Source organism: Janthinobacterium sp. (genome assembly GCF_009923995.1).
In the GTDB taxonomy this organism is placed as follows: domain Bacteria; phylum Pseudomonadota; class Gammaproteobacteria; order Burkholderiales; family Burkholderiaceae_D; genus Janthinobacterium.
Genome location: NZ_RFSK01000068.1, coordinates 1 through 21,813, shown reverse-complemented (window position 1 = coordinate 21,813; position 21,813 = coordinate 1). Strand labels below are relative to the sequence as shown.

The 21,813-nt window shown below is 63.2% G+C and carries 19 protein-coding genes; 8 read left to right on the top strand and 11 right to left on the bottom strand.

Annotated features, from left to right (window positions below; all coding sequences use genetic code 11):
• Nucleotides 1-41: 41 nt before the first annotated feature.
• The 8 genes from bioD to EBS11_RS24125 all read right to left on the bottom strand — a co-directional run bounded on the left by bioD (nt 42) and on the right by EBS11_RS24125 (nt 9,092).
• On the bottom strand, nt 42-833 hold the full coding sequence (gene bioD, locus EBS11_RS24160; RefSeq protein WP_290607267.1) for a dethiobiotin synthase: 792 nt from the start codon (nt 831-833) through the stop codon (nt 42-44).
• On the bottom strand, nt 823-2,019 hold the full coding sequence (gene bioF, locus EBS11_RS24155) for an 8-amino-7-oxononanoate synthase (protein ID WP_290607265.1): 1,197 nt from the start codon (nt 2,017-2,019) through the stop codon (nt 823-825). The genes bioD and bioF overlap by 11 nt, the downstream gene beginning before the upstream one ends.
• A 1-nt stretch (nt 2,020) precedes the next feature.
• On the bottom strand, nt 2,021-3,349 hold the full coding sequence (gene bioA, locus EBS11_RS24150; RefSeq protein ID WP_290607263.1) for an adenosylmethionine--8-amino-7-oxononanoate transaminase: 1,329 nt from the start codon (nt 3,347-3,349) through the stop codon (nt 2,021-2,023).
• A 19-nt stretch (nt 3,350-3,368) separates the two neighbouring features.
• Nucleotides 3,369-4,157, bottom strand: a complete 789-nt coding sequence (locus EBS11_RS24145; protein WP_290607261.1) for an enoyl-CoA hydratase/isomerase family protein — start codon at nt 4,155-4,157, stop codon at nt 3,369-3,371.
• 22 nt (nt 4,158-4,179) lie between these two features.
• Nucleotides 4,180-5,802, bottom strand: coding sequence for a carboxyl transferase domain-containing protein (locus tag EBS11_RS24140; RefSeq protein WP_290607259.1), 1,623 nt, complete (start codon nt 5,800-5,802; stop codon nt 4,180-4,182).
• Nucleotides 5,803-5,842: 40 nt separating this feature from the next.
• On the bottom strand, nt 5,843-6,292 hold the full coding sequence (locus EBS11_RS24135; protein WP_290607257.1) for a YchJ family metal-binding protein: 450 nt from the start codon (nt 6,290-6,292) through the stop codon (nt 5,843-5,845).
• 80 nt (nt 6,293-6,372) lie between these two features.
• The gene (locus EBS11_RS24130; RefSeq protein ID WP_290607255.1) at nt 6,373-7,659 is read right to left on the bottom strand and encodes a D-amino acid dehydrogenase; all 1,287 of its coding nucleotides are present in this window, start codon (nt 7,657-7,659) and stop codon (nt 6,373-6,375) included.
• 89 nt (nt 7,660-7,748) lie between these two features.
• Nucleotides 7,749-9,092: a serine hydrolase gene (locus EBS11_RS24125; protein ID WP_290607253.1), complete on the bottom strand. Its 1,344-nt coding sequence runs from the start codon at nt 9,090-9,092 to the stop codon at nt 7,749-7,751.
• Between the two features lie 221 nt (nt 9,093-9,313).
• Between EBS11_RS24125 and EBS11_RS24120 the strand changes: the two genes are divergently transcribed.
• Nucleotides 9,314-10,063 (top strand): GntR family transcriptional regulator, encoded by a 750-nt coding sequence (locus EBS11_RS24120; RefSeq protein ID WP_290607251.1) that lies wholly within the window; start codon nt 9,314-9,316, stop codon nt 10,061-10,063.
• A 51-nt stretch (nt 10,064-10,114) separates the two neighbouring features.
• Here the strand turns inward: EBS11_RS24120 and EBS11_RS24115 are convergent, their stop codons facing one another.
• The gene (locus tag EBS11_RS24115) at nt 10,115-11,248 is read right to left on the bottom strand and encodes a nuclear transport factor 2 family protein (RefSeq protein ID WP_290607249.1); all 1,134 of its coding nucleotides are present in this window, start codon (nt 11,246-11,248) and stop codon (nt 10,115-10,117) included.
• A gap of 142 nt (nt 11,249-11,390) precedes the next feature.
• The gene (locus EBS11_RS24110; RefSeq protein WP_290607247.1) at nt 11,391-12,449 is read right to left on the bottom strand and encodes a helix-turn-helix transcriptional regulator; all 1,059 of its coding nucleotides are present in this window, start codon (nt 12,447-12,449) and stop codon (nt 11,391-11,393) included.
• A gap of 247 nt (nt 12,450-12,696) precedes the next feature.
• Here EBS11_RS24110 and EBS11_RS24105 point away from each other — a divergent pair, with 247 nt between their 5' ends.
• From EBS11_RS24105 to EBS11_RS24075, 7 genes are all read left to right on the top strand, one after another.
• Nucleotides 12,697-13,578, top strand: a complete 882-nt coding sequence (locus tag EBS11_RS24105; RefSeq protein WP_290607245.1) for an N-acetylmuramic acid 6-phosphate etherase — start codon at nt 12,697-12,699, stop codon at nt 13,576-13,578.
• A gap of 45 nt (nt 13,579-13,623) precedes the next feature.
• Complete coding sequence (locus EBS11_RS24100; RefSeq protein ID WP_290607242.1) at nt 13,624-14,934, top strand: MFS transporter; 1,311 nt, start codon at nt 13,624-13,626, stop codon at nt 14,932-14,934.
• A 90-nt stretch (nt 14,935-15,024) separates the two neighbouring features.
• Complete coding sequence (locus tag EBS11_RS24095) at nt 15,025-16,686, top strand: family 10 glycosylhydrolase (RefSeq protein ID WP_290607240.1); 1,662 nt, start codon at nt 15,025-15,027, stop codon at nt 16,684-16,686.
• 93 nt (nt 16,687-16,779) lie between these two features.
• Nucleotides 16,780-17,727, top strand: coding sequence for a BadF/BadG/BcrA/BcrD ATPase family protein (locus EBS11_RS24090; protein WP_290607238.1), 948 nt, complete (start codon nt 16,780-16,782; stop codon nt 17,725-17,727).
• A 30-nt stretch (nt 17,728-17,757) separates the two neighbouring features.
• On the top strand, nt 17,758-18,567 hold the full coding sequence (locus EBS11_RS24085; RefSeq protein ID WP_290607236.1) for an N-acetylmuramoyl-L-alanine amidase: 810 nt from the start codon (nt 17,758-17,760) through the stop codon (nt 18,565-18,567).
• Nucleotides 18,568-18,650: 83 nt separating this feature from the next.
• Nucleotides 18,651-19,553: a LysR substrate-binding domain-containing protein gene (locus EBS11_RS24080; protein WP_290607234.1), complete on the top strand. Its 903-nt coding sequence runs from the start codon at nt 18,651-18,653 to the stop codon at nt 19,551-19,553.
• Complete coding sequence (locus tag EBS11_RS24075) at nt 19,553-20,167, top strand: M15 family metallopeptidase (protein ID WP_290607232.1); 615 nt, start codon at nt 19,553-19,555, stop codon at nt 20,165-20,167. Before EBS11_RS24080 ends, EBS11_RS24075 begins: the two co-directional genes overlap by 1 nt.
• Here the strand turns inward: EBS11_RS24075 and EBS11_RS24070 are convergent, their stop codons facing one another.
• Nucleotides 20,168-21,547 (bottom strand): sodium-dependent transporter, encoded by a 1,380-nt coding sequence (locus EBS11_RS24070; RefSeq protein WP_290607229.1) that lies wholly within the window; start codon nt 21,545-21,547, stop codon nt 20,168-20,170.
• Nucleotides 21,548-21,813 lie beyond the last annotated feature (266 nt).

Sequence of the window (21,813 nt, the reverse complement as noted above, 5' to 3'; positions counted from 1 at the left end):
TTTTGGATACGTTTAAGTGTCTGGTTGAATCAGTGTTTGGTTTAATGCTTCGACTGCTGCGCCGGCCAGTTGGGCAGGCCGGTGAAATCGAGATAGGCCGCCGCCGCTTCCGCGCTGGGCTGCGCCAGGCGCGGCACCCTGCCCAGCAGCGGCGCCGGGATGCGCTCGATCAGCGCTTCGATATTTTCGTCGAGGAAGCGCATTTCCACTTCCAGCGTGTTGGCGACCCAGCCGATGACGGTCAGGCCGCGCGCTTCGATGGCTTCCACCGTCAGCAAGGCCTGGCTGATGCAGCCCAGGCGCATGCCGACCACGAGGATCACGGGCAGATCGAGCTGCTGCGCCAGGTCGGCCGAGTCGAAACCGGGCGACAGCGGCACGCGAAAGCCGCCCACGCCTTCGACCACCACCGCGTCCGAGGCGGCGGCGATTTCCAGGTAGGCGGCCAGGATGGGCACCGATTCGATACTCACGCCTTCGAGGGCGGCGGCGATGTGCGGTGCCGCCGGTTCCTTCAGCATGTAGGGCGTCGTCAGGCTGGGCAGCATGGTGACGTTGCCGGCGGCGATCAGGCTGTCGGCGTCTTCATTATGCAGCTCGCCGTCGCGCATTTCAGCGCCGGCGGCGACGGGCTTCATGCCGCAGGCGCGCACGCCGCGCGCCACCAGTGCGTGCAGCAGGGCCGACGAGGTCAGGGTCTTGCCGATTTCCGTGTCCGTGCCGGTGACGAAACAGGCAAAGCGCGATGGCAGGCCGGTGGCGGCGGGCGCGGGCTGCACGGCCGGCGCCAGGTCCGCCAGCACCTCGGCCACGATAGGGTCATCAAGGCTCATGGCGAGTCCTTTCCAGGGTGTTGACTGCATTGATCAATTGCGCCACTTCCTGCGCCGTATGGCCGGCCGACAGGGTCACGCGCAGGCGCGCCGTCCCCGCCGGCACGGTGGGCGGGCGGATGGCGCCGACCCACAGGCCCTGTTCGTACAGGGTGGCGGCGATGGCCATCATTTCCGCGTTCTCGCCGATGATGACGGGCTGGATGGCGGAGAGCGACGGCAAGGCTTGCCAGCGCTGCAGCTGCAAGCCCGCGTTCCACTGCGCCACCAGCGCCGCCAGGTGGGCGCGGCGCTGCCGGCCTTCCTCGCCGGCGATGATGTCCAGGCTGGCCAGCAGCGCATGCGCGAGCGCGGGCGCGGCCGCCGTCGTGAAGATGTAGGGGCGCGCCTTCTGGATCAGGGTTTCGATCACGGCCTCGTGGGCGCACACAAAGGCGCCGCCCACGCCGGCCGACTTGCCCAGGGTCCCCACGTACACGAGGTAGGGCGAACGCAGGCCGAAGTGTTCCAGGGCGCCGCGGCCATCGGCTCCCAGCGCGCCGAAGCCGTGCGCGTCGTCGACCACCAGCCAGGCGCCGTATTGCTCGCACAGGGCCAGCAGCGCGGGCAGCGGCGCCAGGTCGCCGTCCATGCTGAAGACGCTGTCGGTGACGACGATTTTTGTCTGCGCCATGCTGGCCGCCAGCAGGCCCGCCAGGGCATCGAGGTCCGCATGCGGATACACGCGCGTTTTTACGCGGGCCAGGCGCGTGCCGTCGATCAGCGAAGCGTGGTTCAGCGCTTCCGAGAAAATCTCGGTCTCCGCGTCGCCCGCCGACAGGGCCGTCAGCACGGCCAAATTGGCCATGTAGCCCGTGCAGAAGTACAGCGCGCGCGCCGCTTCCAGGTTGGCGCCCACGAAATCGGCCAGGCGTTCTTCCAGCTGCGCGTGGGCGCGGCTATGGCCGCTGATCAGGTGCGACGCGCCGCTGCCGGCGCCATACAGCGTGGCGCCCTCCTGCAGGGCGGCGACGATGCGCGGATGCGACGCCAGGCCCAGGTAGTCATTGCTGCAAAAGGCCAGCATGGCGCGGCCGTCCACCGTCAGGCGCGGCGCGCACGGCGTGTCGACGGTGCGGCGGCGGCGCACCAGGCTGCGCTCTTCCAGCCCCTGCAGCTGCTGTTTCAAGCGGGTGAGCAGTTCCATCTCAGGCCCCGATCACATGGTTGAAGACGGCAAGGGTCTGCTGGCCCAGTCCCGCGATCTCCGCGTCGTCGAGGATGTAGGGCGGCATCAGGTAGACGGTGGCGCCGATGGGGCGCATCAGCAGTTCATGTTCCAGGGCCGCGCCGAAGAAGCGGCGCGAGAAATCGGGCGCCGCGTCCACCGCATCGAAAGCCCAGATCATGCCCTGCTGGCGGAAGTGTTTGACTTTGTCATGCTGCGCCAGCGGCGCCAGCGCCTGCGTGATTTTCGCGGCGCGCACGCGGTTGGTGGCCAGCACATCGTCTTCCTCGAAAATCGACAGGGTGGCCAGCGCCGCGCGGCAGGCCAGCGGGTTGCCCGTGTACGAGTGCGAATGCAAAAAGCCGCGCCGCACGTCGCTGCTGTAGAAGGCTTGATAAATGTCTTCGCGCGTCATCACCAGCGACAAGGGCAGGTAGCCGCCGCTGATGCCTTTCGACAGGCAGACGAAGTCGGGCCAGATGCCGGCCTGCTCGCACGCGAAGAAGGTGCCCGTGCGGCCGCAGCCGACGGCGATTTCATCGAGGATCAGGTGGACTTGATACCGGTCGCACAGGGCGCGCACCAGCGACAGGTACAGCGGGTCGTGCATGGCCATGCCGGTGGCGCATTGCACCAGCGGTTCGATGATGATGGCGGCGATCTTGTCGGCCTTCTGCTGGAACAGCTGTTCCACTTCAAAGGCGGCGCGGCGCGCCACGTCCTGCGCCGTTTCGCCTTCGGCCGCCTGGCGGAAGTCGGGCGACATCACCGTCTGCGTAGCCCGCAGCAGCGGGCCGTAGGCATCCTTGAACAGGGCCACGTCCGTGACGGCCAGGGCGCCGATGGTTTCGCCGTGGTAGCTGCCTTTTAAACAGACGAATTCCTGTTTGTCACTCTTGCCGCTGTTGCGCCAGGCGTGAAAACTCATTTTCAGGGCGATTTCCACGGCCGAAGCGCCGTCGGACGCGTAAAAGCTGTGGCCAAGCACGCCGCCCGTCAGGGCGGAGAGCTTTTCCGACAGCTCGATCACGGGTTCATGCGTGAAACCGGCCAGCATGGCGTGTTCCAGCCGGTCCAGCTGGTCCTTCAATTCCGCATTGATGCGGGGATTGGCATGGCCGAACAGGTTCACCCACCAGGAACTGATGGCGTCCAGGTAGCGTCGTCCTTCGTGATCATACAGCCAGGCGCCGCGGCCGTGGCTGACGGGGATCAATGGGACCGTCTCGTGGTGCTGCATTTGCGTGCACGGATGCCACACGCTGCGCAGACTGCGTTCGACCCAGCCCGATTGTTTTTCTGCTTTCAAAACTGCTCCAATGATATTGCTAGCCCATGAGCCAACTCGGCTTGCGCTTGTCGAGGAACGATTGCACGCCTTCGCGTCCCTGCTCCGAGGCGCGGATCTGCGCGATGCGCTCGGCGGTGTCCTGCAGCAGCGCATCGTCGACGGGTTGGCCGACGATTTCGCGCACCAGCGTCTTCGCCTGCGCCACGGCATGCGGGCTGTTGCCCGTCAGCGCTTTCAGCACTTCGGCGGTTTTCGCGTCCAGTGCGTCGCCAGCGACTACCTCGTGGGCAAAGCCGATGCGCAGCGCCTCTTGCGCGGAGAATCGCTCCGCGGTCAGGAAATAGCGGCGTGCCGCGTTTTCGCCCATGGCCTTGATGACATACGGTGAAATAGTGGCGGGAATCAGTCCCAGCCGCACTTCGCTCAGGCAGAAATGCACGTCTTCCGCAGCCAGAATGATATCGCATGCGGCGACGAGGCCCATGCCGCCCGCATAACAGTCGCCCTGGATCTTCGCCACGACGGGTTTCGGGCACAGGTAAATCGTGCGCAGCATCTGCGCCAGCTGCAGTGCGTCGGCCTGGTTTTCGGCATGCGTGTAGCCTGCCATCTTCTTCATCCAGTTCAGGTCCGCGCCGGCGCAGAAGGCGGCGCCATTGGCCGCCAGCACGATGGCGCGCACCATGTCGCTGCGTCCCAGTCCCTCGAAGGCGCGCGCCAGTTCGGCGATCGTCGTCTCGTTGAAGGCGTTGCGCACGTCGGGGCGGTTCAGGGTCACGGTGGCGACATTGCCCTCGATGACCAGCTTTAAGGTTTCAAATTCCATGGTTTTCTCCCTTGCCTGCCGATTACATGCGGAATACGCCGAACTTCGTGTCCGGGATTTCCGCGTTGAGCGCGGCCGACAGGCCCAGGCCCAGCACCATGCGGGTGTCGGCCGGGTCGATCACGCCATCGTCCCACAAGCGCGCGGTGGCGTAGTACGGGTGGCCTTGGTGTTCATATTGATCCTTGATCGGCTGCTTGAAGGCCGCTTCCTCGTCCGCGCTCCATGCGCCGCCCTTGCCTTCGATGCCGTCGCGCTTGACGGTGGCCAGCACGGACGCGGCCTGGTCGCCGCCCATGACGGAAATGCGCGCATTGGGCCACATCCACATGAAGCGGGGCGAAAACGCGCGGCCGCACATGCCGTAGTTGCCGGCGCCGAAGCTGCCGCCGATGATGACGGTGAATTTCGGCACGGCGGCCGTGGCCACGGCCGTCACCATCTTGGCGCCATTGCGGGCGATGCCTTCGTTTTCGTACTTGCGGCCCACCATGAAGCCCGTGATGTTTTGCAGGAAGACGAGGGGGATCTTGCGCTGGCAGCACAATTCGATGAAATGCGTGCCTTTCAGGGCCGATTCGGAGAACAGGATGCCGTTATTGGCGATGATGCCGACTTTCACGCCATAGATGTGGGCGAAGCCGCAGATCAGGGTGGTGCCGTAGCGGGCCTTGAATTCGTCGAAATCGCTGCCGTCGACGATGCGCGCGATCACCTCGCGCACGTCGAAGGGCTTGCGCGTGTCGACGGGGATCACGCCGTACAGCTCCTGCGTCGGGTATTTCGGCTCGACGGATGCGCGCAAGTCCATCTGCTGCGGTTTTTTGCGGTTCAGGTTCGAGACGATGGTGCGCGCCAGCGACAGCGCATGCAGGTCGTTCTGCGCCAGGTGGTCGACCACGCCGGACAAACGCGTGTGTACGTCGCCGCCGCCCAGGTCTTCTGCCGTCACCACTTCACCGGTGGCCGCCTTCACCAGCGGCGGGCCGCCGAGGAAAATCGTGCCCTGCTCCTTGACGATGATCGATTCGTCGCTCATGGCCGGCACGTAGGCGCCGCCCGCCGTGCAAGAGCCCATCACGACGGCGATCTGCGGGATGCCCTTGGCCGACAGGTTCGCCTGGTTGTAGAAGATGCGGCCGAAATGGTCGCGGTCGGGGAAGACGTCGTCCTGGTTCGGCAGGTTGGCGCCGCCCGAATCGACCAGGTAGATGCACGGCAGGTTGTTCTGGTCGGCGATTTCCTGGGCGCGCAAGTGCTTTTTCACCGTCATCGGGTAGTAGGTGCCGCCCTTGACGGTGGCGTCGTTGCAGACGATGACGCATTCCTGGCCGGAGACCCTGCCGATGCCCGTGATGATACCGGCGGCGGGCGCCGCATCGACGCCCTTGGCGTCCTGGTACATGGCGTAGGCCGCCATCTGCGAAAACTCGAGGAAGGGCGTGCCGGGATCGAGCAGCATCTGCACGCGGTCGCGCGGCAGCAGTTTTCCCCGCGCGACGTGCTTGGCGCAGGCAGCTTCGCCGCCGCCGGCCGCGATTTTTGCCACCTTGTCGCGCAGATCGTCGACGATGGCTTGCATGGCCGCGGCATTGGCCTTGAAATCTTCACTGCGCGGATTGAGTTTGCTTTCGATATGCGGCATTGCGGTTCCTTTTTATTATCGCCCGGTCTCTCGGGTCGCGCTATTCGGGAAAACTGCCGTCGAGATAAAACCAGCGCAGGGCGCCACCGCCCTCGCCCGCCTCGCGCACGAAGCGGCTCACTTCATGCAGGCGGTGCGCGCGGCCGTTGACCTTGTAGCGGGCCACGAATTCCACGCTGTCGCGGTTTGTCTCTTCGGCTTGATCTGCTGATTCTGCTTTACGTTGACGTAAACGTAAAGCAGATTTTACCTCAAGTCCCAGCCAGTGGACTTTTTCTTCGTCGGCAAACAAGGCATCGGCGGGACGGGTGCTGGCGTGCCAGGTGGCGCGCAGATAGGGCTCGTCGCGCAGGGTGAAGGCCGTGTAGCGCGAACGCATCAGGGTTTCGGCCGTGGGCGGCAGGGCGTCGCCCGCGATATACGGGCCGCAGCAACTGGCGTAGGAGGCGCCGCCGCAGGGGCAGGCGGCAGATGTCGGGGGTGTGGGCATGCGTTGGCAGACAGGGAAACTGTAAAGTTCCGCAATTATCCGCCATAAAGGCAGCGGCGCGTGCGCGCCGCCCTGGCCAGCTATTTTTTCGGACTGAGGAAGTCCAGCGCGAACGGCGGCGCCTTGTTCTGCATCACGTCGGCGAGGATGCGCGCCGTGCCGGCGGCAAAGGTAAAGCCCAGCGGGCCGTGGCCCACGTTCAGCCACAGGTTGCCTACCTTGCTGGCACCCACCAGCGGCGCGCTGTTCGGCGTGGCGGGACGCAGGCCGGCCCAGGCCGTGGCCTGGTCGTAGTCGGCGCCGCGCGGCATGGCTTCGCGCGCCAGCCGCGTCAGGCCGGCGATACGGCCCCAGTCGATGCTGTTGTCGGCGCCCACCATGTCGACCATGGCGGCCACGCGCAGGTCTCCTTTGATGCGCGCATACAGCACCTTGCGCTCGAAATCCGTGATGCTGATCTCGGGCGCCTTGTCCTGTGCGCGGATGGGCGCCGTCAGGCTGTAGCCCTTCAAGGGATACAGGGGCAGGTAGATGCCCGCCGTGGCGGCCAGGTCGCGGCTCTGGATGCCGGCCGCCAGCACGTAATGGTCCGCTTCCAGCAGGCCCAGGCTGGTGTCGACGCCCGCGACCTTGCCATTGCGCGTGACGAGACGGCGCGCCTCGCCTTTGAGTAACAGGGAAAAATTCGGGTGCTGCAGCAGGCGCGCTTCCAGCGCCAGGCAAAAGGCGTGGCAATCGGCCACCGCTTCGCCTTCCGTGAAGATGCCGCCCGCCAGGGCACCCTGCAAGGCGGCCAGCGCCGGTTCGCGCTGTACCGCTTCAGACGGAGACAGGACGATGCGCGCCTCTTCCGATTCCGGCCGCGCCACGGCCCGCTGGAAGATGGCGGGCGAGCGGTAGACGATGAGCTTGCCTGCCTCGCGTCGCGCGTACGCGTCGGGCGCCACCGTCAATTCCAGCTGCGCCATGCCGGCGCGGCTCAGTTCGCCCAATTCCAGCAGCTTGGCCGTCGTGCGGGCATTGCTGGCAGCATTGCAATTGCGCAAGAAACTGGCCAGCCAGCGCCACTGGCGCCAGTCCGCTTCGGGACGAAAGCGCAGGGGACCGTCTTTCTGCAGCAGCCATTGCAAGGCCTTGAAGGGCACGCCCGCGTCCGCCAGCGGCGCCACATAGCGATAGCTGAGCTGGCCGCCATTGCGGTAGCTGGCGGCAATGGCCACTTGTTCGTTACGCTCTAGTAAGGTGACCTTGTAGCCGGCCTCGGCCAGCCACCAGGCCGATGTCAGACCGACGATGCCGCCGCCGATGATGATGACTTGTTGCTGCATGTTGCCTCGCTGCGTTGCGCTCCCATGGTGCGGGAGCATTCGGGAAGAGCTTAGAGGCTGGGCATCAAGGCAGCCAATGAAACATCATGGTGCAGCCATAACTTTCAGGAATGCACTATCTTGGCGCGCTATTGATTGTTGGCAATCGCACCACGATACAGGGCGGTGAGGATCAATTCCTCGCTGCGCCCCATGGCGGAATACTGGCCAGGATAGCCTTCCGGATCGCTGCCCGTGCCGCCCACCAGCATCACCATGCCGTTCTTGTTCCTGAAATCGAGCACGAAGGCGGAGACGAGGCCATACGCGTCGCCCAGGTGGCCCACGGCCGTGAAGCTGGCGCCGTCGACCAGGCCATTGCCCTGCCCCGCCACGGCATCGAACTGCTGGTTGCCCAGGCCCCAGGCGCGGTACAGGCCCCGTTCGCTGTTGCCGTTGCCAGCGTCGGGCGCCAGCTGCCATTGCCGGCCAAACATCAACGCGATGGTGGCCGGCTGCAACAGCTGCCTGCCCCGATGGCGTCCGCCGTCGAGCAGCATCTGCATGACCGTGCCCAGGCCGGCGGCGGAAATGCGCAGGCCGCCCGTGGGACTGAAGACGGTGGCGTTGCTGCCGATCACATACCGTTCGAGGCCGGCCGGCGCGGCGGGGGCATGCGCATGAAAGTCGTCGACCTGGACGATCCAGGGGCCGTGCGGCTGCCACGCTTCCGTGTCCGGCGCGCGCTTGCGGTACAGGGTGGCCGTATTTGCCACGTCTTCCGCCGGGAAGGCCGCCGGGTTATAGCCGCCGCGCAAGTCCATGGGGTCGAGCAGCAGGCGCCGCATCAGCAGGTCGAAGCGTTCGCCCGTGACCTGCTCCATCACCGTGCCGATCACGCCCCAGTTCAGGTTGGCATACGTGAAATAGCGGCCCGGCGGGGCCGCCGCATCCCACATGAGGTCGCCGCCGGCCGTAAACACGTCGCGCAGGCGGCGTTCGGGGCCCCAGGCATAGCCGCCCGCATCGCGCAGCGAGGAGGTATGGCTGAGCAGGCTGCGCAGGGTCAGGGGCTGCTGGGGAAAGTGCGGGTTGCGCAGGGAGAAGCCCAGGTAAATACTGACATCCTGGTCCAGGCTCAGCTTGCCCTGCTCCACCAGCCGCATCAGGCCCAGGGTGGTCATCATCTTGGACACCGAAGCGATGCGGAACAGGGTGGCTGGCGTGACGGGCAGATGGTCCGCCGGCGTGGCGCCCAGGTGGCGGTAGCCGAACTGCTGCTGGTACGACACCTTGCCGTGGCGGATGGCCAGCACGGACAGGCTGGCCAGCGGATGCGCCCCATCGCCGACGATGGCGGACAAGTCCGCATCGAGGGCGCGCTGCTGCGGGCCGGCCACGGGCGTGCTGGCGCTGCTGGGCGGCGTGGCCATGGCGGGCCAGATGCCGCCCAGCAGCAGCAGGCCGAGCAGCCCCGTGATTCTCTTTTTCATATTCTGACGCCCTGTGTGGATGCGCCGCCAGCATAGGGCGGGAAAGTTTCCCGCGCTAATGAAAATTGCTTATTTATCTATAATGCAAAGCTATACCCTCGGTAAAACATTGTTTTTTTAAGTGTATAACCGTTATTTATGCCTATTTTCCATTTATTCATGGGTGGACGGGATACGCACAAGGGCCATCGCTATTACACTAGGAGGACAAGGAGAACTGTATGAGCCAGACCAGCGTAGAACTCAAGGTCGATTTAAATGACAATTCGCCTTTATATATGCAGATCGCCCGCAAGCTGAGCGATGACGTACGCAACGGCCGCTACCAGGTAGACCAGGCCCTGCCATCCGAACGTACCCTGTCCGAACTGCTCGACGTATCGCGCGTGACTGCCCGCAAGGCCATCGACCAGTTGGTCGAGCAAGGCCTCGTCGTGCGCCGCCGTGGCTCGGGCAACTATATTGCCCCGCGCATCGAGCAGCCGCTGTCGAACCTGTCGAGCTTTTCCGAGCAATTGCAGCAGCGGGGCTACCGTCCCGGCTCGCGCTGGCTCAAGCGCGACGTCGTCATCGCCAGCAGCGATGAACAGCTGAGCCTGGGCCTGGCGCAGAATACGAAAGTGGCGCGCCTGGAGCGCTTGCGCCTGGCCGACGACGTGGTGATGGCATACGAAGTGAGCGTGCTGCCCTTCAGCGTGGTGTCGGACCCGGGCGCCGTGGGCGATTCCCTGTATGAATACCTGAGCAGCATCAAGAAGGCCCCCGTGCGGGCCTTGCAGCACATCCGCGCCATGAATGCGACGGCCGAGCTGGCCAAGCAGCTGGGCATTCCCGATGGCCAGGCCGTGCTGTTTATCACGCGCATCGCCTACCTGGACTCGGGCGAAGCGGTGGAATTGACGCATTCGTATTGCCGCAGCGATCATTACGACTTCGTGGCGGAAATGCGCCGCTCCCCCAGCCAGCTGTAAAGCCGCGCGCGCCAGTGCGGCGCCGCGCCCGACCCGCCAGGAAACCGTCCGCTACTGTTCGATCAGGCGGATCATGGATTCCGCCACGCCGACGGACGCTTCCCAGCTCATGCCCGTCACCAGCCGGCCATCGACCTCGACGTGACTCTTGCCGTTGGCGCCGTGCCGGAAGATGCCGCCATGGCGCTTGATGCTGGCTTCTGCCGAAAAGGGGTAGGCCTTGTAGACCGGCGATTCCTTGTTGAGAAACGCATCGGGGAACGAGGTGAGCACCTTGCCCTGGATGAGGAAAGTACCGTCACGCAGCTTCAGATTCTTGATGCCCTCGGTGCCATGGCAGATGGCCGCGATCACCCCGCCCTGTTGTTCGTAGATACGCAAGGCAATATCCTGCAGCGCCTTGTTGTCCGGGATGCCGACGATGGCCGCGCCGCCGCCGACGAAAGCCATGCCTGCATAGTCGTCTGCCCTGACCTCGGCGACGGGCTTGGTATGGGCCAGTGCCCACATGAAATCACTGTCGTACAGATGCTTCTTGAGCAGCTCGTCCGACGTGACGATCATTTCCAGGGGAATGGCGCCCCCGTCGGGACTGACGAAGTCGACGGCATACCCTGCCTTGCGAAAGGCATCATAGGTATAAGCCAGTTCGGGGAAATTATTGCCAGCATTAACCTTTGTACCGGGATATTGATGCACATTCGACACCACCAGCAGCACCTTGCGTGCCTGGCGCGGGGCGGCCGGCTCGCGATGGGCCGACTTGCTGACGATCTTCCAGCTGCCTGCAATCTTTTTCAAAAGAAACACATCCACATAGCGGACCCCTTGTTGGGGAATGTGGATCTCGGCCTTGGCGGTGGCCACCTTGCCGCTCACATCGACCTTGATCAGCCGCCCGTGGCGCCCATTGAATTGCCCTATTTTCTCTTGGGAAAAGAGTTTGGCGTATTCCGGACCGCTCAACTCCCATTCCGTATCGTTTTTACCGTCCAGGTAAAGGCGTGAGCTTGCATGGAAGGCCTGGTTGATCTCATCCTGTACGTTGAAGCTGGTGCCATGCATATACAGGCGCACGGTTTCCCTGATGGCGTTTTCGTCCTGGTCTGCGGTTGCGGCGGTGCCGGCGGCCGTGATGCTTAACAAACAACAGACGAGTACCGTTCGCAATAAAATCTGAATCATGGCTTTACCCTGAATGAAGAATGACGTTTATCGGAGCAACGATCGATGCAGATCGCTGGTGCTCGATAATTTATCGGCATGCAGGGGAATTGATGTCGCCAAACGTGATTTCAGACTCCGGAATGGCGATTCCGGAGCGCTGTTACGCGGAAATAGCCCTGGCCGCCGGGCTGGATTGGGCCCGGAAGCTGGCGGGCGTCTGCCCGGCCACTTTCTTGAAGGTCGAATAGAAGGTGGAGCTGGAATTGAAGCCGCAGCGCTCGGCAACGATATCCAGGTTCAATTGCGGCTCGTCGCTCAATACCTGTTTCGCCTCGGTGATACGGTATTCGTTGACGTAGGTAGTGAAGCTCTTGCCCAGCTTGTCATTGAGCACCTGCGACACCTGCGCCTGCGTGCATCCCGCCCGCTTGGCCAGCTGGGCCAGGGTCAGGTTCGGATTCAGATAGGATTTCTGCCCGGTCATCAGTTGTTCCAGCGCGGCGAGCACGGCAAGCCCATCCGCGTGCGCCAGGCGGGTATGCCGGTATTTCTGCTGCGGGTCGGCGGGCGTCATGATTTCCTTTCTCAGTAGAAAGACCATGACGGCGACATGCAGCGAGAAGGTGAACGACAAGGCGCCGACAATATAGGAGGTGAACGGCGTGCTCGCGTACGCCGTCAGCATGATGCAGCTGCCGGCAAAGACGCTCAGCATCAGCATGGTGCTGGTCGCCATCCGATGGCCGTCGTTCAACCATGCGCGGCGGCTTTGCCAGAGCAGCCTGGCGGCCGCCAGCAGGTAGCAGAGCCAGAACACATGAATTGCATGACTCGACAGATTCCACACAGAACGATACGCGGTATATGGAAAGGCAACGCCAATGCCGATCAGCAGGAAGGACAGGCCGAGATGCCAGCGCCATGCTTGTCCGGCAGGCAGTTGCGCGAGCCCGGCCAGGAAAGAACGGACATAGAGATAGGTCAGGGGACCGATCAGCAGGCAGGCAGACAGGCCCAGCTGGCGGAATTCGAGTGCGATCGCGGGGTTGAAGTAGAGGAAGGCGGACTTGGCCGTGCGCACGCCGACGGCAAGCAGCAAGGCGCCCAGCATGCAGTCGGCGAGGCAGCGAGGCCGGCGGCTGAAAAAATAGACGGCCAGGAAAATACCGTTGATGGCGCCGAGGGCGCTAAACAGGAACAGCAATTGGCGAGCAATCATGGGCGTGTCGTTGAGTATGGCGTCGAAGCGCAGTATAGACACAAACGGGGCTGAAACTTGCCTCTGGAGCACTGAATTAACAATTGCATGGGCAAGAACTTACGCCGCGGGTCGCCAGCAATGGCGCGCAGTGCCACGACGTTCCTGCATCAGCCATAAACTCCCGTTATGCCCGCCCGCCATCCTTTCATGGTTGATCTTGCATATCGGTATTAAACTGGTTTCATCTTCAACCATGTTCGAAATCATGTTGAAAACTGAAACCCCGAGCCGGCGGCATCCGGATCTGGACCTGTATCCGGTGGAGCAACTGGTGGCGGCGCTGGTCGATGACCAGTTCTGGGCCGTCGAAGCCGTGCGCCTGGCGTCGCCGCAGATCGCGGCCGCCATCACGGCTGCCCTGCCCCGCATCGCCGCCGGAGGACGCCTGCTGTACGTGGGTGCGGGCACGTCGGGCCGCCTGGGCGTGCTCGACAGCGTTGAACTCAATCCCACGTTTTCCTGGCCGCCCGAGCGGGCCGTCGCCATCCTGGCCGGCGGCGCGGGCGCCATGTTCACGGCCGTCGAAGGGGCGGAAGATGATCTGCCGCAAGGCGAGCGGGACTTGCTGGCCCTGTTGCCGCAGGAAAATGATGTCGTGATCCTGCTGGCCGCGTCCGGCGCCACGCCGTATGTGCTGGGCGCCCTGCTGGCCGCGCGCAGGGCCGGTGCCTTGACGATCGGCATCGCCAACAACGTCGATGCGCCCGTCGCGCACGAGGCGCAATGCGGCATCGTGCTCGACACGGGCACGGAAGTCATTTCCGGCAGCACGCGCCTGAAGGCGGGCACGGCGCAAAAAATCACCCTGAACACGATTTCCAGCGCCCTGATGGTGGGTTTGCATAAAACGTATGGAAACTTGATGGTAGACTTGAAGCCGACCAACGCCAAGCTGATCTGGCGGGCCGTGCGTCTGACCATGCATGCCACCGGCGCCAGTGAGGCGCAGGCCAGGACCGTGCTGGAGCAATGCCAATTTCACGTCAAGGTAGCGATTGTTGCCTTGATCAAAAAAATCAACACAAACCAGGCACAGGCATTGTTGGCCCGAGCGGACGGCAGTGTGCGGGCAGCACTGGCCCTCTGATCCGATGGCGCGGCATTCTTCTGTCTGGGCAACAACGAAGGATGTATGGAGCTTGTGAAACAAACCGCCCCGGTGCGCGCGAATAAGCTGTCAAATAAGCCGTGGCTGTGGATCCCCTCCCTGTATTTTGGCCAGGGCATCCCTTATGTTGTCGTCATGACACTATCCGTGATCATGTACAAGAACTACGGTTTTTCCAATACGGATATCGCGCTGTATACCAGCTGGTTGTATTTGCCCTGGGTCATCAAGCCCCTGTGGTCGCCCTTCATCGATATGTACCGCACCAAGCGCTTCTGGATCGTCGGCTTGCAGCTGGTGATCGGCGCCGCGCTGGCGCTGGTGGCCCTGACGACCTCCCTGCCCCATTTTTTCCAGATCAGCCTGGCCATCTTCTGGCTGATGGCCTTCAGTTCCGCCACGCATGACATCGCCGCCGACGGCTTTTATATGCTGGGCCTGGAACAGCACCAGCAGGCGGCGTTCGTCGGCGTGCGCAGCACGTTTTATCGCCTGGCCATGATCGCCGGCCAGGGCGGCCTCGTGTATCTGGCCGGTTATCTGACCCATGCGACGGGTCATGTGCAGCTGGCCTGGTCCGTCGTGTTTGCCATTTTGTCGGGCCTGTTCATCGCCCTCTTCCTGTACCACTATTTTGTTCTGCCGAAACCGCAGGACGACCGCCCCAGCATCCAGGAAGCGGGTGTTTCTCCGCTGCAAGAGTTCGTCGCCACCTTTGCCGCGTTTTTCAGGAAGAAGGATATTTTCGTCATCCTCGGCTTTTTGCTGCTGTTCCGCCTGGGCGAAGCGCAACTGCTCAAATTGGCCGCGCCCTTCCTGCTCGACCCCGTCGCCAAGGGCGGCCTGGGCCTGAGCACGGAACAGGTGGGCCTCGTCTACGGCACCATCGGCGTCATCGCCCTGACCCTGGGCGGCTTGCTGGGCGGCTTCATCATTTCCCGCTTCGGCTTGAAACGCTGCCTGTGGATCATGGTGCTGTCCGTGCACCTGCCCGACCTGGTGTTCGTGTATCTAGCCACGGCCTTGCCCAGCAACATCTATGTGATCGCGGGAGGCATTGCGCTGGAGCAATTCGGCTATGGCTTCGGTTTCGCTTCGTATATGTTGTACATGATCATGGTGTCCGATGGTGCCCATAAGACGGCCCATTACGCCATTTGCACGGGTTTCATGGCCCTGGGCATGATGTTGCCGGGCATGGCCAGCGGCTGGATACAGCAAATGCTGGGCTACCAGCACTTCTTCATCTGGGTCTGCATCGCCACCATTCCCGCCTTCATCATGGCCGCCCTGGTCAAGATCGATCCCGAATTCGGCAAGAAGGCCGCGGCCTGATTCTTTTGCCGTGTGCGCCCGCAAGGATGGCGGGCGCACAGTAAAATGCCCCACCGATAGACCTGCGCTCCACCACTGCAAGGAATTGTTTTGTTGTCTACTTTCAAAAAACGCCTGGGCGCCACGGCTGGCGTGCTGGCCGCGCTGGCCACCGCCACATTGCTCAGCAGCTGTACCAGCACCAAGATGCCCTCCGCGGTGACGCCGGGCGAAGCGGGTTTGCCGGCCGTGCCGCCCGTGCAGCACATCACGGGCGAAGTGCCGCCGCCGGCGCCGCGCGAATTCCGCGCCGCCTGGGTCTCGACGGTGGCCAATATCGACTGGCCCAGCCGCAATAACTTGCCGGTGGCCAAGCAGCAAGCGGAAGCCATCGCCATCCTTGACCGCGCCAAGTCCCTGAATCTGAACGCGATCGTGCTGCAGGTGCGCCCCAGCGCCGACACGATTTACCCGTCGCAACTGGAGCCGTGGTCGGAATACCTGACCGGCAAGCAAGGCCAGCCGCCATTGCCTTTGTATGACCCGCTGGCCTTCTGGGTGGCCCAGGCGCATGCGCGGGGACTGGAATTGCATGCCTGGTTCAATCCCTACCGTGCCCGCCACGCGACGGCCAAGTCGCCGTTGGCGCGCGACAGTTTCGCGTCCACCAACCCTGCTTCCGTCAAGCAATATGGCCGCTACCTGTGGATGGACCCGGGCGATGCCGCCGCCTCGAAGCACACGACAGACGTGGTGCTGGACGTGGTGCGCCGCTACGACATCGATGGCGTGCACATCGACGATTACTTTTATCCGTACCCGATCGATGCGCCCGGCGCCGGTGCGGGCGCGGAAACAGCCGCGCTGGATGCGGGTAATGGCGGCGCCAGGCGCGAACTGCCGTTTCCTGACGAACCTTCCTGGCAGCAATATCTGCTGGCAGGCGGCCAGCTGGACCGCGCTTCCTGGCGCCGCCAGAACGTCAACCAGCTGATCGAAGCCTTATATACAGGCATCCACCGCGAGAAGAGCTGGGTGCGCTTCGGCATCAGCCCCTTCGGCATCGGCCGTCCGGACCGCCGCCCTGCCGGCATCGTCGGCTTCAGCCAGTACGATAAATTGTATGCGGATGCGGAACTGTGGCTGGCCAAGGGCTGGCTCGACTATCTGTCGCCGCAACTGTACTGGCCCGTGGCGCAGGCGCCGCAGGCGTTCGGCGTGCTGCTCGACTACTGGCTGGCGCAAAACCCCTACGGCCGCCACGTGTGGCCTGGCCTGTACACGAGCCGCATCGACAATTCCGCCAAGTCCTTCACGCCGCAGGAAATCATCAAGCAGGTGGAAGTGACGCGCACGCGCCCCGGCGCGAATGGCCAGGTGCATTTCAGCATGGTGCCCCTGATGCAGAACCGCAAGGGCATCAGCGACCAGCTCAAGGCGACCGTGTATCAGAGCCCTGCCCTGATTCCCGCCACGCCGTGGCTGGGCAAGGACGCACCGGGCACGCCGGCCGTGGCCACACGCCGCGATTCCACCAGCCTGAACGTCAAATTGGCGGCGGGCGGCGGCAAGCCCGTGGCGCAGTACGCCATCTGGGCCCGCTACGGCGAAGACTGGCGCTTTACCGTCGTGACGGGCGTGCAGGGCGAACTGACCCTGGTCGACGATGCCACTGGTCAAGTCAATGCGGTGGTGGTCAGCGCCGTGGACCGCCTCGGCAATGAAAGCCCCCGCGTCACCGTGCGCGCACCGTTTACGACTGCTGCCAAGTAAGGTTGCAAGATGGCCGGCAGGCCATAACCTGCAGGCATGAAACATGCGCAAGCTTTCATGCCTGCAAGTCCAGCTTGGCTTTACACTCATGCCATGATTTCCTCCCCTGCAATCCATACTGATACTGCCGTGCTCGGGCTGGGTATCGACGCGGGCGGCACGCAGACGCGCTGGGCCCTGGCCACTGCCGATGGCGTCATCGTGGCCGACGGCGCCGTGGAAGGCTTGTCTGCCTTGCAAATGAGCAGCGCTGCGGGCCGCGCTGCCGTGCTCGCCACGTTCACCCGGCTGTGCCAGGCCGTGCTGGCCGTCGGCCGGCCCCGTGCCGTGGTGGCGGGCTTGACGGGTTTTGGCGGCGACGATGCCGTTCTGGCGCATACCCTGGCCGCGCTGCTGGCGCTGGACGCGGCAGACGTCAGCATAGGCAATGACATTGAAATCGCCTATCGCGACAGTTTTGCGCCCGGTGAAGGTTACCTGGTCTACGCGGGCACGGGTTCGATCGCCGCCTGGATCGACACCGATGGCGTGTTCCACCGTGCGGGCGGACGCGGCGTGCTGCTCGACGATGGGGGCGGCGGCTACTGGATCGCCCGCGAAGCCTTGCGCCACATCTGGCGCCGCGAAGACGAAGCGCCCGGCAGCTGGCAGGCATCGCCCATGGCCGAGGCCGTGTTTGCGCATGTCGGCGGCAGCGACTGGTCGCTGTCGCGCGCCTTCATGTATGGTGAAGATCGGGGTACCATCGGCCGCCTGGCGCTGGCCGTCGCCGCCACTGCCGGCAGTGACCCGCTGGCGCTGGACATCTTGCAGCGCGCCGGGCAGGAATTGGCGCGTCTGGCCCTGGCCCTGACGGCGCGCCATGGTCCGCGTCCCGTGGTGCTGGCGGGCCGGGCGGCACAATTGCATCCGGCCATCGCGTCTGCCATGCGCGCCGCTTTGCCTGTATCGTTAACCATGGAGCAAAAAGTTGCCCGTTCACATGAAGCTGCGGCGCAGGTGGCTGCCAGGACCGCCAGCCAGGGCGGCGGCAAAGACTGAACATTTTATTAACCCGAACACGGATCTTTCATGAAAAAAATCGCCCTCGCCCTGCTGGTGGCCCTGCTTTCCGCCTGTAGCACGCCCGCGCCGCACCTCGACCACAGCTTGACGGCGCGCAGCCAGAGCCCGCGCGTGAAATTCATCGTCATCCATTACACGGTCAGCGACCTGCCCCGCTCGATCAAGATCCTGACGGAACAAGTGGTCAGCAGCCATTATTTGCTGACGGACACGGACAAGCCGAAGTTTTACGTGCTGGTCGATGAATCGCGCCAGGCTAATCACGCGGGTGTGAGTAACTGGAAGACTTATACACAGTTGAATGTCAGCTCGATCGGCATCGAAATCGTCAACCCGGGCTTCAAGGACACGCCGGAAGGCCGTATCTGGTATCCGTTTTCGCAGGCGCAGATCGATGAGCTGATCCCGCTGCTGAAAGATATCCAGGCGCGCTACAACATTGCGCCGGAAAATATCCTGGGCCACAACGAAATCGCGCCGCAGCGCAAGCAGGACCCGGGACCGTTGTTCCCCTGGCGCCAGCTGGCCGACGCGGGCCTGATCGTGTGGCCGGATGCCAACCGCGTCGCCGCACAGCGCGCCATTTTTGACCAGCAAGTGCCGGACGCCGTCTGGTTCCAGAAAAAGCTGGCGCAGCATGGCTATGCCACGCCGAATACGGGCGTGTTTGACGAAGCGACGCGCAATGTGCTGATCGCCTTCCAGATGAAATATCGCAATAAACTGTTCGACGGCACGCCGGACGGTGAAACGGCGGCCCTGCTGGAAGTCTTGACGACGCCAGCCCCTGCAACACCGGCTGTTGCAACAAAGTAGCATGGCCGTTCCAGCCCATGACTTTTTCTTATATGCTGAACGTTGACGGCCCACGGGGCCACGGCAAGGTAAAGGAATAGCTCATGCGGCTGCGTCATATCGAAGTGTTTCACGCCATCATGCAAGTTGGCACCATCAGCGGCGCCGCCCAGGTGCTGCATATCTCGCAGCCGGCCGTGACCAAGGTCTTGCAGCATTGCGAGTTGCAATTGGGCATGCCGCTGTTCGAGCGGGTGCGGGGCAAGCTGTACCCGAAACCGGAAGCGCACCGGCTGTTTGTCGAGACGGAAAAACTCAACCGCGACTTGCTGGGTATCCGCCGCCTGGCGGCCAGCCTGAAGGGCCATGCCGTGGAAACCATCCGGTTGGTGTCCACGCCCACCATTGCCATCAGTGTCTTGCCGTTCGCCATGACGCAATGGCGGCGCGACTTTCCCCACACGCGTTGCCAGCTGGCCACCCATCACACGGGCGAGATCGTCAATACCCTGCGCCTGGGAGAAGCGGACCTGGCCGTGTCCTTGCAAGACCCGCGCCATCCGGGCATCGTGGCCGAACCGCTCGCCCACGGCGTCATGACGGTCATCGCCCCGGCCGGCACCTGGCATGCGGCCGACTGCGGCACGCCGTTGACGGCGCATGGGCTGTCTGGCGAGCTGATCGGCCATGCGGACAACGATCCGCTGGGCGAACTGGTGGTGGCCGCCTGCGAAGCGCAGGACATCCACCCTGTCTTTTCCACCGTGGTGCAAACCTACCAGATCGCCCGTTCCCTGGTGGAAGCGGGCGCCGGCATGGCCGTGGTCGATCCCTTTACGGCAGCGTCCGGTTCGCCCGAGCGCCTGCAACGCCGTCCCTGGGCGCCCGCCATCCCCATCCAACTGTATTTATTGACGGCCAGCCACTCGCCGTTGTCGCATGGCGCCCGGCGCCTGGCCGACAGCATCGGCGTGGCGGCGCGCAACTGCCTGGAAAGAGGAGTCTGATGTCTGTTGTAAGTTTGCAATTGGAAGCGGTCGGCAACGATCCGCAATTTCGCCACCTGAGCAGCATCGCCGGCATCGCCGTCGACTTGCGCTATGCCACGCCCGACAATTTCGTCGGCCGCGATTTATACAGCCCCATCGATTGCGCGTGGCTGCACCGCGATGCGGCCGCCGCCCTGGAACAGGCCGTGGCCTGGCTGACCGCGCAGCGCCCCGATCATCATTTATTGGTGCTCGACGCCCTGCGCCCGCAGCGGGTGCAGCAGCAATTGTGGGATGCGCTGCAGGGCACGGAGTTGCTCGGCTATATAGCGGAACCGTCGCGCGGCTCCATTCACTCGTTCGGCATGGCGCTCGACATCACCATCGTCGGCCCGGATGGCCGGGAACTGGACATGGGCACGGGTTTTGATGATCTGAGTGAGCGCTCGCATCCGGCGCTGGAGCTGGTTTTGCTGGAAAAGGGGGAAATAACGGAGGAGCAGGTGGCGCATCGCCGATTGTTGCGCGACGCCATGTTCCAGGCGGGCTTCTTCGGCATCAACAGCGAATGGTGGCATTTCGATTGCGGCGACCGGGTGCTGGTGCGCCAGACCTACACCCGGGTACTCTGATTAAAAGACTTTCAATCCCTTCAGCATCACGATGAGGATCAGCACGGGCGAGACAAAGCGCAGCAGGAACAGCAGCACGTGCGCCAGGGCTGTATTGTGCAGCTGGCCGTGATTGCTGATCGCCTCGATGAAATGCTGCTTGCCCCAGGCCCAGCCGGTAAACAAGGCAATCGCAATCCCGCCCACGGGCAGGAAGATATTCGATGACACGAAGTCGAACAGATCAAACATATTCAAGTTAAACAGCTTGAAATCCGCCAGGGTGCTGTTACTCAGGGCGCATACGGAGCCGAGCACGGCCAGTAGCAGCATGGTCACGATGGTGGACCTGGTGCGTGTCCAGCCGAAACGCTCGTGGAAAATCACGACGGGCACTTCCATCAGCGACAGCATCGCCCCCGTGGCGGCCACGGCAGCCAGGATGAAGAACACCACCATCAGGGCTTGCCCCATGGGAATTTGCGAGAACACGGCGGGGATGGTGATGAACACGAGCGACGGTCCCGCACTGGGCGCGAAGCCAAACGTGAACACGGCGGGGAAGATGGCAATGCCGGCCAGCATCGATACGCCCAGGTCGGCCGCCATCACGCGCAAGGTGGTGACGGGGATATTCTGGTCATCGCGGAAATAACTGCCGTAGGTCATCATCGTGCCCATGCCGACGGACAACTTGAAGAAGGCCAGGCCCATGGCCGTCAGCACGACGGAAGCCGTCAGCTTGGAAAAATCGGGACGGAACAGAAAGGCCAGGCCTTCGCCCGCCTTGTCGAGCGACAGGCTGACCGCGCAGAGCAGGAGCAGCAGCAGGAACAGCAGCGGCATGAGTTTCTTGGCGATCGCCTCGATGCCCTTGGTCACGCCCAGCATCAATATGCCGCCGATAAACAGCAGCACGCCCCATTGCCAGAGCAGCGATTGCAAAGGATTGCTGATCAGCGAGGCGAAGGCCGCTTCCGTCACCAGCTTGTCGCTGCTGAGGATGGAGCCATCGATGGCCTTGGCGATATAGGCAAACACCCAGCCCACCACTTCCGAATAGAAGGCGACGATGAGGAAGGCGGCGATCATGCCGATGAGGCCGACCAGCCACCAGGGCTTGCCCTTCGGCGCCAGCTGTTCCATGGTGGAAATCGGATTGACCTTGGCCCGGCGTCCCAGGGTGATTTCCGCGATCATCACGGGCAGTCCTACTAATAAGGTGGCGAGCAGATAGATGAGCAGGAAGCCGGCGCCGCCATTGGCACCCGTCAGATAGGGGAACTTCCAGATATTGCCGAGACCGACTGCGGAACCGAGGGTGGCGGCGAGCACGCCGAAGCCAGTGGTAAAGCCAGCTCGTTTCAGGGTCAGGCCTGATCCTTGAGCTTGTTGTTTCATGGTGAATCTTCTATGGATGGGCGCGAATTTGCGCTGAGGGGGCGAAATTGTAGCAGTTGGCCGCAAATACCCGGGAAAAGTCTTGCTTCTACAGGGGCGCTTTGCTATAGGTCGCCTCCCCAATGAGACGCAGTAGTTTGCGGCACAAAAGGGACAGTCTTCCGGGACTGGGTAGTAAAAAAGAAGGTTGACGGATTTAGCGAAATGCTTCATACTCTTCCTTCTTCGCAGCTGACAAACACAACGCTTTGTCGATAGCGCGAAAG